General features: G+C 53.2%; 14 protein-coding genes and 2 riboswitches. Of the genes, 8 read left to right on the top strand and 6 right to left on the bottom strand.

All coding sequences use genetic code 11. The features are described from left to right. Positions 1-249, top strand: a 249-nt coding sequence (locus tag NTZ04_05345) for an IS630 family transposase (protein MCX5991736.1), incomplete at its 5' end; no start/stop codon positions are given. A gap of 279 nt (positions 250-528) precedes the next feature. Here the strand turns inward: NTZ04_05345 and NTZ04_05340 are convergent. Together NTZ04_05340 and thiC are read right to left on the bottom strand one after the other, a co-directional pair. Continuing rightward, a complete protein-coding gene (locus NTZ04_05340) occupies positions 529-1,770 on the bottom strand; it encodes a competence/damage-inducible protein A (GenBank protein ID MCX5991735.1) in 1,242 nt (413 codons plus the stop codon). A 188-nt stretch (positions 1,771-1,958) separates the two neighbouring features. Further along, positions 1,959-3,260, bottom strand: coding sequence for a phosphomethylpyrimidine synthase ThiC (gene thiC, locus NTZ04_05335; protein MCX5991734.1), 1,302 nt, complete (start codon positions 3,258-3,260; stop codon positions 1,959-1,961). Positions 3,261-3,312: 52 nt separating this feature from the next. Beyond that, positions 3,313-3,434: riboswitch (TPP riboswitch) on the bottom strand. Positions 3,435-3,519: 85 nt separating this feature from the next. Then, positions 3,520-3,647: riboswitch (cobalamin riboswitch) on the top strand. A gap of 403 nt (positions 3,648-4,050) precedes the next feature. Between thiC and NTZ04_05330 the strand changes: the two genes are divergently transcribed. From NTZ04_05330 to NTZ04_05305, 6 genes are all read left to right on the top strand, one after another. Then, positions 4,051-5,028: an iron chelate uptake ABC transporter family permease subunit gene (locus tag NTZ04_05330; protein MCX5991733.1), complete on the top strand. Its 978-nt coding sequence runs from the start codon at positions 4,051-4,053 to the stop codon at positions 5,026-5,028. A gap of 2 nt (positions 5,029-5,030) precedes the next feature. Beyond that, positions 5,031-5,822, top strand: coding sequence for a heme ABC transporter ATP-binding protein (locus tag NTZ04_05325; GenBank protein ID MCX5991732.1), 792 nt, complete (start codon positions 5,031-5,033; stop codon positions 5,820-5,822). 70 nt (positions 5,823-5,892) lie between these two features. After that, a complete protein-coding gene (locus NTZ04_05320; protein MCX5991731.1) occupies positions 5,893-6,690 on the top strand; it encodes an enoyl-CoA hydratase-related protein in 798 nt (265 codons plus the stop codon). Positions 6,691-6,702: 12 nt separating this feature from the next. Continuing rightward, positions 6,703-7,218 (top strand): hypothetical protein, encoded by a 516-nt coding sequence (locus NTZ04_05315; GenBank protein MCX5991730.1) that lies wholly within the window; start codon positions 6,703-6,705, stop codon positions 7,216-7,218. After that, on the top strand, positions 7,200-8,003 hold the full coding sequence (locus NTZ04_05310) for an enoyl-CoA hydratase-related protein (protein MCX5991729.1): 804 nt from the start codon (positions 7,200-7,202) through the stop codon (positions 8,001-8,003). Before NTZ04_05315 ends, NTZ04_05310 begins: the two co-directional genes overlap by 19 nt. Before the next feature lie 42 nt (positions 8,004-8,045). Further along, on the top strand, positions 8,046-8,903 hold the full coding sequence (locus NTZ04_05305) for a protoheme IX farnesyltransferase (GenBank protein ID MCX5991728.1): 858 nt from the start codon (positions 8,046-8,048) through the stop codon (positions 8,901-8,903). Positions 8,904-9,003: 100 nt separating this feature from the next. Here NTZ04_05305 and NTZ04_05300 read toward each other — a convergent pair whose 3' ends face one another. Further along, entirely contained in the window at positions 9,004-9,771 is a 768-nt protein-coding gene (locus NTZ04_05300) for a slipin family protein (protein MCX5991727.1), read from the bottom strand. Then, positions 9,771-11,126, bottom strand: coding sequence for a nodulation protein NfeD (locus NTZ04_05295; GenBank protein MCX5991726.1), 1,356 nt, complete (start codon positions 11,124-11,126; stop codon positions 9,771-9,773). The genes NTZ04_05300 and NTZ04_05295 overlap by 1 nt, the downstream gene beginning before the upstream one ends. Positions 11,127-11,347: 221 nt before the next feature. Between NTZ04_05295 and NTZ04_05290 the strand changes: the two genes are divergently transcribed. Further along, entirely contained in the window at positions 11,348-12,013 is a 666-nt protein-coding gene (locus tag NTZ04_05290; GenBank protein MCX5991725.1) for a ribulose-phosphate 3-epimerase, read from the top strand. A 22-nt stretch (positions 12,014-12,035) separates the two neighbouring features. Here NTZ04_05290 and NTZ04_05285 read toward each other — a convergent pair whose 3' ends face one another. Both NTZ04_05285 and NTZ04_05280 read right to left on the bottom strand, forming a co-directional pair. Continuing rightward, positions 12,036-12,887: a thiamine pyrophosphate-dependent enzyme gene (locus NTZ04_05285; protein MCX5991724.1), complete on the bottom strand. Its 852-nt coding sequence runs from the start codon at positions 12,885-12,887 to the stop codon at positions 12,036-12,038. A gap of 2 nt (positions 12,888-12,889) precedes the next feature. Next, positions 12,890-14,608 (bottom strand): 2-oxoacid:acceptor oxidoreductase subunit alpha, encoded by a 1,719-nt coding sequence (locus NTZ04_05280; GenBank protein MCX5991723.1) that lies wholly within the window; start codon positions 14,606-14,608, stop codon positions 12,890-12,892. Between the last annotated feature and the right edge of the window lie 390 nt (positions 14,609-14,998).

The raw sequence follows: 14,998 nt of genomic DNA, 5'->3' as shown, positions 1-14,998 counted from the left end.
CGGTTCATGATGCACTTCACGCCCACGAGCTCGTCGTGGCTGAACCTTGTTGAGCGTTGGTTGGGGGAGTTGACGGAAAAGCGTCTGCGGCGTGGAAGCTTCGGAAGTGTGCCTGAGTTGATCCATGCCATTAAGGAGTACCTGACAATATCCAATGCCGACCCTAAACCGTTGATGTGGAAAGCCTCCGCCAAAGCCATTCTTGACAAGCTCGCTCGTTGTAAAGCAGTTTATGAAACACTAGACTAGCAGTTTACTCCCTTATCCCATCCTCTTCAGTCCTATGACCATTTGTATACCCCCTGATTGTACCTACTGACAGTAAGTATATCATCACTATCAGCGGGTGGTCAAGGAGAATGAGAATCGTATCTTCGATAGATTTCCTTCAAATCCCAAAGTCTCGAGCTCTAGATTCTAAACAAGTTCAAATACCGAAATGGGAAATTCAGAGAGATGGAGGCGGTGGTGGGGTGGCAGTCTCGGATTTGGCTCTTTTGAATTTTGATATTGTTTGGGATTTAGATATTAGGATTTCGGATTTGGCTTGAGCAACCTTTGCCTGAGCAGAAACAGCGCATGAGTGGTGGCACGGCGTTTGACGTCTATCCGGCGGGGTGGGTATCTGCCTTCGGCCGATTTTCTCCCAGCTTTGTCTGATGTGGCGACGTAAACCAGGCCCGGTGGTTTTTCCTCGAGTTTGTCCGGGCCGGCCACACCAGTAATGCCAATGCCGATATCTGCCTTCAGTTGTTGCCGAGCTGCCTCCGCCATGGCCTCAGCTACCTGGCGGCTCACTGCTCCGTGCTTTTCGATAAGCCGGCCATCGACACCCAGAGCGATCTTCATTTCATTGGAGTAGGCCACGAAGCCCCCCTTATAATAGGCGGAGCTTCCCGGGACGTCAGTCAGGGTGCTGGCCAGAAGACCCCCGGTGCAGGATTCCATAGTAGCCAATATCAGTCCCTGTCGGCTGAGGAGTTGCCCTACCACTCCTTCCAGAGTTTCATCATCGAAGCCCCAGATGTGATCGGCCAGGGCATCACGGAGTTGGCCCTCGGCCTGAGCAATCATTTTCTCGGCCTCTTCACGCCTGAAGGCCCTGGCGATCAACCTCAGATGAATGCCATCCGGCTTGGCGTAGATGCCCAGGGTGGGATTGACCGATGAGAAAAGAGGGCTGGCCCTTTGATCCACCTCCGCTTCGGACAGGCCAAAGGACTTGATGGTGCGAAGGAGCACTACATCTTTCTGCAGCCTCTCGTGAAGCCTGGGCATGACTTCCTTCTCCCACATACGCTGCATCTCGTGCGGCGGGCCAGGCATGGCCACTATTATCTTCCGGTTTCTTTCTACCCACCACCCGGGGGCAGTGCCTCTGGGGTTGAGGATGCCTTGAGCAGAGGGAATAAGCGTGGCCTGCTTGATGTTGCTCGGCGGCATATCCCTTCCCATAGCGGTGAAGATGGCTCGCAGTTCCTGCCCCAGTGCATCAGAGACCTTGAGCTCTTCACCCAGCATCCGGGCTATGGCCTCGCGGGTGAGGTCGTCCTGTGTCGGCCCCAGACCTCCCGTGGTGAGAATGAGGTCAGAGCGCCCCCAGGCTCTCTCGAAGGCTTCAGTCAGTCTCTCCAGGTTGTCATCAACCACGGTGATCCAGCGCAAATCCACTCCGAGCAGAGGCAATTGGGCTGCCAGGTAGCCCGCATTGGTGTCGGTGATTTCTCCCAGGAGGATCTCAGTGCCGATGGAGATGATCTCAGCGTTCATTTGACTGCACCACTTATCCCCCCTCCCGTTAGTAGTAGCGCAGACCTTCAGGTCTGCCCGGGGCAGGTCTAAAGACCTGCGCTACATCTCTGAATTTCCACCTGTGCCCATAAGGCAATCACCGGGGATGGAAGCGGGCCATTATTTTCGCAGGAATGACACCCATACCAGAATTCATAGATATGGCTTCAGAAAGCGCATTTCACTACCGGGGTGCCCAGATATTTCTCCACCAGGGCCATAGCGCAGTAGGGGCCGCACATGCTGCACGTGTCTCCTTCAGTGGCAAAGCGGCTGTGTAAACGTCGTGCCTTCCCGGGGTCGAGGGAAAGCCTGATTTGCTCCTCCCAGTCCAGGTTCTTGCGAGCGGTGGACATCTTCCTGTCCCAGTCGGCAGCCCCCTTTACGCCTTTGACAATATCGGCGGCGTGAGCGGCAATGCGGGTGCCGATGATACCCTCCCTGACATCATCGATGTCCGGCAGAGAAAGGTGCTCGGAAGGTGTGACGTAGCAGAGGAAGTCCGCACCGGCGGCTGCTGCGATAGCGCCACCGACGGCTGCCGTGATATGGTCATAGCCGGCACCGACATCCGTTACCAGAGGTCCCAACACGTAGAAGGGAGCTCCTTTGCACAGGCGCTTTTCGAGTTGCACATTGGTCACGATCTGATCAAGGGGCACATGGCCCGGTCCTTCAACCATGACCTGGACCCCTGCCACCCAGGAGCGCTCCACAAGTCCCCCCAGAGTGACCAGCTCTTCAATCTGACAGCGATCGGTAGCATCAGCCAGACTGCCGGGACGCATCCCATCGCCAAGGCTCAGGGTGATATCGTGGCGACGGGCTATTTCAAGAAGGCGGTCATACTGTTCATATAGCGGGTTTTCTTGATCGTGATGCAGCATCCAGCCAATGAGGAAAGCTCCTCCCCGGGATACCACATTGGTCAATCTTTTCTGTGATTTCAGTTGGGCCAGAGCCCTCTGGGTCACCCCGCAGTGAACAGTCATGAAGTCCACCCCGTCCTCTGCCTGTTGCTCAATAACGGTAAAGAGGTCATCGGCGGTCATATTGATAATGGCTCCCCGTCTCTCCACCGCTTCGATGCCGGCCTGGTAGATGGGCACAGTGCCGAGAGGAAGGGGACATGAAGACAGGATGGCACGGCGGATGGCAGTGATGTTGCCTCCGGTGCTGAGATCCATCACGGCGTCAGCCTTATACTCCATAACCACCCGGACCTTCTCCAGTTCGGTGTCGATGGTGCCGTAGTCGGAGGAGGTGCCCACATTGGCGTTGACCTTGGTGGACAGACCCCTGCCAATGCCGCAAGGGCTCAAATTGGTGTGCCTGAGATTTACCGGGATGGCGATGGTTCCCTCAGCGAGCCCACTTCGAATGAACTCCGGCTCCACCGCCTCTTTCTCCGCCACCAGCTTCATCTGGGGAGATATAATGCCTTTTCTGGCCAACTCAAGCTGTGTCATTCTGCTTTCCTCATAAAACCAAAAAGACCAAGAGCCTCAGTCAACGGTTCCTGGTCAATATTGAACCGCCTCCCTACGCTCGTATTACCGAGTTCAGGTTCAAAGGGTTGTCCCTCACATTCCTTCGGGTAAAGATGAAGAACTCTCAGCCTCTGAGCTCCCCTGCGGTAGCTTGGTTTAGTGAGGTCAGTATACTAGCAAAGCAGGCGGAATACAACCTTTGCCTTTTTGATGGTATTGCCTATATAATTGATCGAGAGTTTATATCCGATACAGGGGCGCCCGAGCACGAGCGAGGGCTTAATTGGAAAGCAAGTCCGGTGAGAATCCGGCACAGTCCCGCCTGCTGTGATAGTCAGAACGCCGACCCCTGTCAAACAGCCTTGGCTTGAAACCGTTTCAGCCGGGCTGATTGGATGCCTCCGCGGAGAAAGAGGGTGCAAATATGACCAGAGCGCTGTAACAACCCCTTGCTCTGCCGGGTAAGGGGATTTCCCTTTCCCCCTCGCAGGCTGAGCCGGAGTCAAGTTTTCCCTTTTGACGAGGCCTTTGCCCTTTTGCATTGTGCAGAATCGTCGTTTACCACATGGCAGAGAGCCTCAGGGTTAGCAGCTTTTATTTGGAGGATGCTGTTTGTTGCACTCATTGGACCTGCAAGGGGTGGTGATCATCACTGATGGAGCCGCCGCGTTGAAAGCAGGTGATTAAGAACATGCGGGCCGTTTTGCAGAGGAATCGCCAGGTAGCTGTTTTGTTGGTGCTTCTGGGGTTTCTTGGACTTTGTCTATTGATGGCAACCGCTCTGGGGAAGGTGTCTATTTCTCTTCCAGATGTGGTCAAAATGAGTCTGAATAAGCTGGCCGTTTTTGACTTCACTCCTACCTGGCGATCGGTTGATGAGACAATCCTCTTTCAGGTGAGGTTGCCCCGGGTAGTTGGTGGCGCCCTGATAGGGGCAGCTCTGGCCACAGCAGGGGTGCTTTTTCAGGGACTGCTGCGTAATCCTATGGCTGATCCCTACATTATCGGCACCTCCGCCGGGGCGGCTCTCGGGATTACTGTAGCTATGCTTTTGCCGATCAGCCTGGCCTTTCTTGGTTTCGGACTGGTGCCTCTGCTTGCCTTTGGTGGAGCTCTGGCCACTGTCATGCTGGTCTATTATCTGGCCCGGGTGGGTGGTAAAACGCCTGTCGTCAGCATGCTCCTGGCCGGGTTTACTGTGAGTGCCATGCTATCGGCTTTGATGTTTCTCCTCATAACAATGAGCGACCGGCTGCACCTCCGGATCAACTCTGTCTACATGTTTCTCATGGGCGGTATTTCGGTAACCGGCTGGGGGCAGATAGTCATTGTTGCCCCGATCGTTATTGGCGGCGTCGTGCTGGCTCGGTTATTGGCGTTTCGCCTCAATGCCTTCTCGCTGGGAGAGGAGGGGGCGGCTTACGTTGGTATCAATGTCGAACGGGATAAGATCATAATTCTGGCCCTGGGCTCAGTCTTGACTGCCGCTGCTGTATCTATTAGCGGCCTTATTGGATTTGTGGGTCTGGTAACTCCGCATGCAATGAGATTGGTATTGGGGCCCGAACACAGGCTTCTGATACCCGCCTCAGCCCTGGGGGGGGCTGCCTTCCTGGTAATTGCTGATCTATTGGCCCGGACCCTCACTTCCTCGGGCGAGATACCAGTGGGCATAATCACTGCCCTGGTAGGGGCGCCCTTCTTTATATATCTGCTCCGACGCACCAGAAAGGAGTACGCCTTTTAAGCATGAACGCTGTTAGATTAGAGCGTGTTTCCTTTGCTTATGATGGCAGGCCAGTGCTGGAGAACACCGATCTCTCCGTTCAGGAGGGGGAGATGGTTGGCCTGATTGGGCCCAATGGCTCGGGAAAGACCACTCTTATCAGGCTCATCGGCGGTGTTCTCCATCCTGCTGAAGGAGAAGCACACCTTGATGGTCTTGATCTGCGCTGTGCGAAGCGGAAGGCGGTGGCACAAAGGGTGGCTGTAGTCCCTCAGCAGTTCCAGATGTCCTTTGCCTTCAGGGTCGAGGAGGTGGTGATGCTGGGGCGAACCCCGTTTCTGAAGGTATTTTCTGATGGAGCAAGAGGCGACCGGGCTGTGGTCAACCAGGCTATGGAGTTGGTGGGAATCACGCATTTGAGAGAGAGGTTTTTCAGTGAGCTGAGCGGCGGTGAGCGTCAGAAGGTAATCTTGGGCATGGCCCTGGCCCAGCAACCCAGGTTGCTCCTGCTCGATGAACCAACCGCGCATCTGGATATCAACCATCAGGTGGAGATTCTGCAACTGCTGAAGAGACTCAACCGTGAGCATGGCATCACTATTATTGCTGCCATGCATGACCTCAATCTGGCCTCACTCTACTTCCAGCGTCTTGTCCTGCTGAAAGAGGGTCGCATCTTTGCTGATGGAACGCCCTCTGCTGTTCTGACTCCAGATATAATAGGGCAGGTCTTCTCCGCCGTGGTGCAGGTGCAATCGCACCCCCTGGCTGGAGTGCCTTACGTTTTTGTCCTGCCCCACGGGGACAATCACTAAGTTCTGTGCCTTGACACTCCTTGTACCTGTTGGCTATCATGGTCTTAGTGGTGGAGGCAGTACGTCCCTCATGAGCTACAAGGCGGTTGTGTATGATAAGAGGGACTATGTTAGTTACATAACCCTTAACCGCCCTGAGGCAGCCAATGCTATCGATATCCCAATGGCTGTGGAGCTGGAGGAGGTCTGCCAGAGAATTACCCGCGACCAGGATACCAGGGCAGTCATCATCAGTGGCGCGGGAGGAAAAGACTTCTGCTCTGGAGAAGACCTGGGCCAATTTTCTGGAGATATCCTCGGTGATCCACCATCCCTCTCTGCGCTGAAGGAATTCACTCTCCGCTACAATGTGGCAGCAGTGGTGGCAGCCATTCACTGTCCCGTTGTGGCTGCTGTCAATGGGGATGCCTTCGGGGCTGGTTTAGCTTTATCACTAGCCTGCGATCTCAGGATTGCCTCAGAGGAGGCTTCTTTTGCTGTTCCCGATCTCAGCCGTGGTTATCTTGCGGCGAGTGGCATTACACAATGGCTGCCGCGGATTGTGGGTCGGGGCAAGACAATGGAGATAATTCTTACTGCTCAGCCCATCGATGCTCATGAAGCGTATCGTATTGGGTTGGTTCACCGGCTCGTCCCATCGCACGAGGTTCTTCCCGAAGCGGAGAAGCTGGCCAGGGAGATAGCCTCCAGGGCGCCTATTGCCATGAGGTATGCCAAGGAAGCAGTGAATAAGGGGATGGATCTAACCTTGGAGCAGGGGCTGAGGCTCGAATGTGATCTTTACATGATTCTTCAGACAACCCAGGATCGCATTGAAGGCATAAAGGCTTTCCGTGAGAAGAAACAGCCTCGCTTCAAAGGAGAATAGAGGCTAGCTGGTTTGAAGCTTGACTTGCATACCCATTGTAGTGAGGCAACCTCCCGTTATACTCCTACTGTGGACATTGTAGAGGAGATCGTAGCTGCGGTTAAGGCCGGTGGGCTGGATGGAATCGGCATCACGGAGCATTACAACAGAGCCTACGGCTACAAGGTAAAGGAGATAGTTGACCAGCATTTCAATGGTGAGATACTGGTTATACCGGGCCAGGAGATTTACAAGGGATCGCTGCATGTCGTGGTGCTCTACCTTCCTGACGACGTAATCTTCAGGTTCATAGGGCACCCTGGCTATCCGCCTGTCGCAGACCTTGCTTCTGGAATAGATCAGAGCATCCATGGCCTTGAGCTTAGAAATCCCCTTCATGATGATGAGATGGACGAAGGCATGATAAGACGATTGGCCGAAGAGCATCACCTCCTCTTGCTGAGTAATAGCGATGCCCACTTTCTGAGCGATATCGGAAAGTACTATACAGAGATCGAGGTTGAAGAGTTATGTGCCCGGGCCAGATAGGAAGCAGCTTTCAGACCATAATCTATGAGAAGCGAGGGGGTATAGGGCTTGTTACCCTCAATCGTCCTCATGTTTTGAATATCTATAGTACTCAGATGCGCGACGAATTATGTCAAGTAATGGGGGCCATAAGAGAAGACACTGAGGTAGCGGTGGTTATTCTCAAGGGCGCTGGTGAGAAGGCCTTCTGTGCTGGGGCTGACCTGAGTGAGTTTCTCACTGCGCCGTCGCCGGTGATAGCACGCCAGGTGAGATGGGAACGCGATGTCTGGGGGCTGTTTCTGAACCTCCCACAACCTCTGATTGCTGCTCTCCATGGGTATGTCTTGGGTTCGGGTGTCGAGATGGCGCTCTGTTGCGACCTGAGGATTGCTGCTGAGGGTACCCGGTTTGGGCTTCCTGAGGTAACCCTGGGAATCATTCCTGCAGCCGGGGGCACACAGACACTGCCTCGGACTACAGGAATATCCAAGGCACTGGAGATGTTATTGGCCAATCGCTGGATTGATGCACAAGAGGCTCTGGCTGTTGGCCTGGTGAACCGTGTTGTGCCCCGGAGAGAGTTGCTTTCTACTGCTGAGACGTTAGCCGGGCGAATAGCCACGCTGCCTCCTCTGGCAGTCAGATGTGCTAAAGAGGCCATAGTCAGGGGAGGCGATATGAGCCTGGAGGAAGGGCTTAAGCTGGAGCGAAAACTAGCTGCGCTGGTACTATCCAGCCAAGATGCCCTGGATGGAGTCAAGTCATTTCTCCAAGACGGAACTGCCCGTTTTGGAAACGGATGATACCAGGGTCAGATGCATGGCTGTATAATTGAGATAAAGACGATGAGAAATCTGGCTGGTAGACTATGGACCTACATTGAGGTACTAAAGCCTCGTGAAACAAGCCTGCTTGTCTTTATTGGTCTCTGCACTGCTATTATAGCAGTCGAGGGAATGCCCTCATTGGGTCGCCTCCTTCTTACCTTGGCGGCCATCACTCTGGGCAGCGGAGGAGTCAATGGACTGACTAACTACATTGACCGCAATATCGATGCCCGGATGCAGAGAACAAAGCGGCGGGTGTTGCCGTCTAAGCGTATAGATCCTCCGGAGAAGGCTCTATGGTTCACGATAGTGCTTACAGTAATCGCGCTGGGACTGGCCTGGTTTCTCCATCCCCTCTGTTTTGTCTTCGGCCTGATAGGTACTCTGGCTGCCGTAATCAAGCGGAAGACGGTACTCTGCCCCTTTCTTGGAGCTATATCAGGCTGTGCTCCGGTACTGATTGCCTGGTTTGCTTTCAGACCTCAATTCGAACTCCCACTGCTTCTCCTTTGCCTGATGATCTGTATCTGGATACCCTTGCACGTGTGGAGCGTCATGCTTGCCAACCGGGATGATTACATCAAGGGTGGTGTGAGGTACTTCCCTCTAAGCCGGGAATTCAGGAAGGCGGTACCGGCACTTATTTTGCTGTCATTACCTCTATTGGCTGCCTCTTTAGCCCTCTACTTCAGCGGTGGCTTCGGTTTCCTTTATCTCGCAGTAGCGGTCGTTTTGGGTGTTGTCATGGTTTATGCCAGCGCTCGTCTGCTGATTTCGGGCGCGTCACGCGATGCCTGGAAAGTATATAAAATATCTGCTTTCCCTTACCTGGGCCTGATCTTCCTGGCTATGTGTTTGGACGTGTGGCTGAGGTAACCACCGACAGGGCTTCCAGGCTTGATAGAGCACAAACAAAGACAGCCTCCAGAGAGTATTCCCTGGAGGCTGTAGCATTTTTGGTGTTTTAAGTGGTTTCTTAGCTCTTCCCTGAAGATGACCCCTTGCCCATGAAGGCCGTCAGAATATCTATGGGCAGTGGGAAAATCACCATGTTTGTCCTCTCGGTAGCTATCTCTTTCAGCGTACCCAGATAACGCAGTTGTAAGGCAGCAGGTTGGGTGGAGAGGATAGCCGCAGCCTGAACTAATTTCTCGGATGCCTGCAGCTCGCCCTCAGCATGAACGATCTTGGCCCTCCTGTCTCGCTCAGCTTCAGCCTGTGCCCCCATGGCACGCTGCATCGATTCGGGGAGGAGCACATCCTTGATCTCCACTGCGCTCACCTTTATCCCCCAGGGACCTGTTTGTTCATCGACAATCTGCTGCAACTTTACATTGATCTTGTCACGGTGAGCCAGAAGCTCATCAAGCTCAGATTGTCCTATAACGCTACGCAGAGTGGTCTGAGAAATGAGGGAGGTAGCGCGAATATAATCTGCGACCTTAAGCACTGCATCATCTGCATTTATTACCCGCAGATATATCACGGCGTCGACTTTGATAGTGACGTTGTCCCGGGTAATCACTTCCTGTGCTGGAACATCCATAGTCACTATGCGGGTATCTACCTTCCACATCCGGTCAATGAAAGGAATAATCAGCCGCAGCCCTGGTTCTCTAATGCCGGTGAACCTTCCCAGCCGAAGCACGACTCCCCTCTCATATTGAGCTACGACTCTAATTGCTGCCGTAAAGATCAGCAGCAGAAATATTACGGCGACCACAGCAATCCATACAAAAACCATTATTTCACCTCCTGCTTAGATTTCTTAACTACCTTCAGCCGTAGCCCCTCAACCTGGGTCACTACCACCTCCTCTCCAGCCTCAATAGTGCCGCTCTCGACCCAGGCATTCCAGGTCTCCCCTTCAACGAAAACTGTTCCCTTGGGGTCAAGTGGTGTTCGTGTTACGGCAGTCTGCCCAATCAGTCCCTCTCGCCCTGTGGTGATTGGGCTTCGGTGTGCCCTGACGATAACAGTGATGAGAAAGATAGCGATAGCGCTGAAGAAGGCCACCACTACGGCGATAAGCCAGGGGTCAATTTCGAAAGGTGTACCGCTGAATAACAGCAGGGAGCCTGACACAAGAGAGATTATACCCCCTGCAAAGAGCAAACCAAAAGTGGTGGTGAAAGCCTCAGCCACAAAAAGCGCAAAGGCAAGTATAATCAGTATGGTTCCGGCATAGTTGGCACCTAACATGCCCAGGGAGTATATGCCGAGGAGCAGACAGACCCCGCCCATTACTCCAGGCAGAATAATCCCCGGATGCAGCAGCTCTACCAGGATACCGAGTGCGCCGATACTGAGAAGGATATAGGCAATATTGGGATCGCTGATGGCAAAGAGAAACCGCTCCAACGCACTCATGTTAATGTAACGGATGCTGACACCAGCCGGGATAGTGAATGTCTCCCCATTGGCGAGGGTTATTCCTGCGCTGAGTCTTTCCATAAGCTCCTCAATATCCACGGCACCGGCGTCGTCGATGAGCGGGGGATCAAGGCGTTCCACACCGAGGATTTCCTGGTTCTCCCGGGACAGGACTGCCATCCCGGATGCTTCTGCAGGTGAAAAGGAGGCTGCTTCCGTCACGGCAGCCATAGCTGCTTCCTCGTTCCGGCCATGTTCTTCGGCGATGCTCTTCATCCATTGCCGTGCCAGGTTAACCGCCTTGCTTCTTTCATCCCCGGAAAGCTCTCCTCCTCCACCTGCTATGGGGGTTGACGCCCCGATCACACTCCCAGGTCCCATCGCAGCTACATCAGCAGCCAGAGTGATAAAGGCCCCCGCTGAAGCGGCCCATCCGCTGCTTGGTACGTAAACTACAACGGGAACACTGGCTTGAGAGATGCGGCTGACTATGTCCTCTGTGGAGGAAAGCAACCCCCCGGGTGTATTCAACTCAATAATACAGGCAGCCGCGCCATCCTCTTCTGCCCGGGTGATGCCCCGGTCGATATAGCTGACCAGGGTCGGATTCACCGTCCCGTCTACCTTGAGTACATAGACAAACGGTGCATCGGCATGAACGCTGGTCGCTATCAGGGCAGAGGCGAACACAACAGACAGCAATAAGAAACGTACAATCTTCAGCATCAGAAATCGGCCCAATCCTTCTGGCTGATTATAGATCAGCCCCACAACCAAGCACAAGGGAGAATATCACACTAGTCGTGTCCTTGACATCTTCTGTTTCCCCTACCTACAATCACCTCTGATCCGGGAGAAAATACCCTGACTGCTTTGACAGTTGTTTGTGCCACGGCTATAGTAACATGCCTATGGTTAGCGATATTCAGTGTGAAGAGGAGATGGTGATGGGCAAGTTCAGTCAGATTGTGCCTGCTATTCTAACTGACGATCCTAAGTCCCTCGAGACTATGATACGTCAGGCAGAAACCTTCACCAACTATGTGCAGTTCGATATTATGGATGGCCGATTCGTGCCTTCATGCAGCATAGGCTGTGAGAATATCGCTGCGTTATCCACAAAGCTCAACTGGGAAGTCCACCTCATGGTACAACAGCCTGAGAAATACCTTGAATGCTTTCAGAAGGCCGGTGCGAAGAAGGTCATCTTCCACTTTGAGGCTACTCCTTTGCCAGAAGACATCATTTCTCAGGCAAAGCGTCTCGGCTTGAGTGTAGGGTTGGCTATCAACCCGGACACACCTATCTCGGCAATCCTCCCGCTGGTCGATGAAGTGGACTGCGTACTCTTCTTGACAGTCCATCCTGGCTTCTATGGCAGTCAGTTTGTACCTGGTGTTATGGACAAGATGGCTCAGTTCCATAGCACTGTACCTCATGTCAAAATAGGTGTTGATGGGGGCATCAAGGAAAACAATGTTGCTCGCATTGCCCAAATTGGTGTTGATTTTATCTGTGTGGGCAGTGCCGTATTCCTGCAGACTGATCCTGCTGCCAGCTACCGGCGTTTAACAGCATTGGCTCAAAGAGCCTCACCAATCCTGGATCGGTGAACATTATATATCCGTCCAACCGCTATACGAACTCCTGCATCAAAACCTCAACCTGCCTGGGATCAATCTTTTGCTTCACCAGTGAGCCCTTCTTCAGGGCTGGAATTTGCTCTTCAAAGGTAGCTCTGTCTTCCCTGTAGATCACCCCGATGGGTATCCTGTCTCCCCATTCCTGCGACTTTTCAAAGGCAGCCAGCCTGTTGCTGGGATCGTAATCGGTGTCCTCCAGCTTGTAGACTCTTTCCCGATACCAGGCATGGGTATTCTTATGGTTAAACGAAACACAGGGCTGGAGGATATCAATAAGTGCAAAACCCCGGTGGTGCATTCCCTTTTTGATCAGCCCGACCAGGTGGTCGACGTCTCCGGCAAATCCTCTGGCTACAAAGCTGCCACCAGCGGCGATGGCCACAGCCAAGGAATTCAAGGGCATCCATGCTCCATGAGGGGTTGTCTTGGTGACAAAGCCCAGATCACTGGTGGGAGAGGCCTGTCCTTTTGTCAGAGCATAGACCTGGTTATTGTGTACCAGGTACGTGATGTCGTGATTCCGGCGTAGGGAATGGAGGAAATGGTTGCCACCTTCGCCATAGCCATCTCCGTCTCCCCCTACAGCGATAACCACCAATTCCGGATTGGCTATCTTTGCTCCGGCGGCAGCAGGAAGAGTCCTGCCATGAAGGACATTGAGCACATTACATCTGGTATAGTGAGGCAACTTGCCTGCCTGGCCGATGCCAGAGACCATTAATACTCTATAAGGTTCGATATCGAGTTCAACAAGGGCTCGCTTAACCGCCGTCAGAATGGCAAAATTCCCGCACCCTGGACACCAGGCAGGAGGCTTTCCTGCATAATCAGACATCTTTACCATCGTCAGGCTACCTCCTTCTTGAGCTCTCTCACGATGTCACCGGGGGAAAAGGGGTGGCCATCAAACTTGAGTATCTTACCCGTAACTTGATAGCCGGTCTCAGCCCGAAGCAAATGGGCCAACTGAGCAGTGGCATTGTTCTCTACGGCGTATCTGATCTTGGTTCCCTGGAGAGCCTGGGTCACAGCCTCAGCAGGGAAAGGCCATATCTCATTCAAGTGCACCAGATTCACCTTGAGACCGTCCCGATTTGAGAGGTCTACTGCTTCTTTGAGAGCGCCGTAGGTGCTGCCCCAACCTATAAGGGTCATTTCAGCCTGTGCAGGACCATAGATCCGAGGTTCAGCGATCTCTTTTCTCAGCCCTTCGAGCTTGCGAAGCCGCTTCAGCATCATGGCAGTCCTGGTCTCAGCATCCTCGATCAGGTGCCCTTCCTGGTCATGTTCATCAGAGTCGGAGACCACCAGGGCCCTCTGCTGAAGAGGGAGAGCCCGAGGGGATATGCCTGATGGCGTGATCTCATACCTTCGATACTCTCCTGACTTGGCTATCTCTGACTCCGGGAGGAGCTGGCCTCTCTTGATTTCTACCCGGGAAAGATCGAAGGTCTCTACTGTAGCATAGGAACTGGCCAGATACTGGTCACTAAGAATAATCACAGGCAGCTGGTACTCTTCCGCCAGATTGAAAGCCTTGACAGTGATCCAGAAGGCATCCTGTATGGTAGCGGGAGCCAGCACTACCCGGGGGAAATCACCGTGCGAGGCATGAAGGACAAACTCCAAGTCACCCTGTTCTGTTCTGGTGGGCAGACCGATAGCCGGGCCGGCACGTTGGCCGTCTACGACTACAATGGGCGTCTCCGTCATGCCTGCCAGCCCCAATCCCTCAACCATGAGGCAGAACCCGCCTCCTGAGGTGACGGTCATAGCTCGCACCCCGGCAAAAGCGGCCCCAATAATCATATTGATAGCTGCGATCTCATCTTCTGGCTGCACTACAACAAGATCAAAGTCGTCGGCTTTGGCTGCCATATACTCCATTATGGAAGTAGAAGGAGTCATAGGGTATGCTGCCACAAACTTGCAGCCTGCGGCCATTGCTCCCAGGGCAATAGCTTGATTGCCGTCAAGCAGCATCCTTTTGGACCTGCCTGTTGGGCTGAGATGCTTGATGAAATCGCCTTTGAAGTTTGCCCTGGCATATTGATATCCGGCAGTGGCGGCGGCAACGTTGGCTTTGCCTGCATCGCCGGCACCGAAATGTTCCGACACTACATTGCCCAACAAATCGAGATCATAGTTCAACAGAGACATGGTTACTCCCAGAGCCACTACATTGGACATGATCTTGTTCTTAGCAGCATCCTCTGCCAGCTGTTCCAGAGGCACCCCGAAGTGATTTATGCTGCCATCGATATTCTTCACCTTGTCCTTGTCAAAAACCACGACGCCTTTATCGGCTAACTCCTTCTTGTGTAAGTCGATGCTCTCTCCGTTGAAGTCCAGCAGCACATCCAGTGCCTCAGAAATAGCTCCTACCTCTCTGTCTGCTGCCCTGATCCGGAAGAAGTTGTGTCCTCCTCTTACCCTGGACTCATAGTCCTGATCAGCAAAGATATGATAGCCGCCGCGGGCCAAAGCTTTGGCCATGACATAGCCCGCAGCTTGTACCCCCTGTCCCGCCTCGCCACCAAGCATCAAGTTGACATCTACTGGCATTGCTTGCCTCCCTTGCATCTCGCTGGAATTGCACGATACTATCTTGCCAGATTACCATAAATCAAGTTCAATAGTAATGTAAAGCACTAATCTGACCTTGTGCCTCTGTGTCTGTTATATTTCCCGTCCTCTCCATGCTCCAGCCAGGTCAGAGTGCCAGCCAGGCTCTATCTGAAGCAGTTTGGATTGCTCCTTAATGGATTTATTTTAGGTTTGATGCCCTGTGGCGATTCAATTTGTACATGCAATTGTTGTTGTCCAGCGAAAATGTCACCCTAATTGTTCAGCGAATTTGTCACCCCTTGTCATAAAAGGCTTTGTAAGATCTACGCCATGGATGATGCGGACCTGGCTTGTGTCCATTACTGCGGAGCAGGCGTTTGACCATGA

The sequence above is a fragment of the Chloroflexota bacterium genome, from assembly GCA_026389585.1.
GTDB lineage: Bacteria > Chloroflexota > Dehalococcoidia > UBA2247 > RBG-13-53-26 > JAPLHP01.
This window is presented reverse-complemented; position numbering and strand designations above follow the sequence as displayed.

Bases quoted from the DNA above. Each gene is read 5' to 3' on its own strand.
- NTZ04_05340 (MCX5991735.1), bottom strand. From the start codon at position 1,770: ATGAACGCTGAGATCATCTCCATCGGCACTGAGATCCTCCTGGGAGAA.
- thiC (MCX5991734.1), bottom strand. From the start codon at position 3,260: ATGACACAGCTTGAGTTGGCCAGAAAAGGCATTATATCTCCCCAGATG.
- NTZ04_05330 (MCX5991733.1), top strand. From the start codon at position 4,051: ATGGCAACCGCTCTGGGGAAGGTGTCTATTTCTCTTCCAGATGTGGTC.
- NTZ04_05325 (MCX5991732.1), top strand. From the start codon at position 5,031: ATGAACGCTGTTAGATTAGAGCGTGTTTCCTTTGCTTATGATGGCAGG.
- NTZ04_05320 (MCX5991731.1), top strand. From the start codon at position 5,893: ATGAGCTACAAGGCGGTTGTGTATGATAAGAGGGACTATGTTAGTTAC.
- NTZ04_05310 (MCX5991729.1), top strand. From the start codon at position 7,200: ATGTGCCCGGGCCAGATAGGAAGCAGCTTTCAGACCATAATCTATGAG.
- NTZ04_05305 (MCX5991728.1), top strand. From the start codon at position 8,046: ATGAGAAATCTGGCTGGTAGACTATGGACCTACATTGAGGTACTAAAG.
- NTZ04_05300 (MCX5991727.1), bottom strand. From the start codon at position 9,771: ATGGTTTTTGTATGGATTGCTGTGGTCGCCGTAATATTTCTGCTGCTG.
- NTZ04_05295 (MCX5991726.1), bottom strand. From the start codon at position 11,126: ATGCTGAAGATTGTACGTTTCTTATTGCTGTCTGTTGTGTTCGCCTCT.
- NTZ04_05290 (MCX5991725.1), top strand. From the start codon at position 11,348: ATGGGCAAGTTCAGTCAGATTGTGCCTGCTATTCTAACTGACGATCCT.
- NTZ04_05285 (MCX5991724.1), bottom strand. From the start codon at position 12,887: ATGGTAAAGATGTCTGATTATGCAGGAAAGCCTCCTGCCTGGTGTCCA.
- NTZ04_05280 (MCX5991723.1), bottom strand. From the start codon at position 14,608: ATGCCAGTAGATGTCAACTTGATGCTTGGTGGCGAGGCGGGACAGGGG.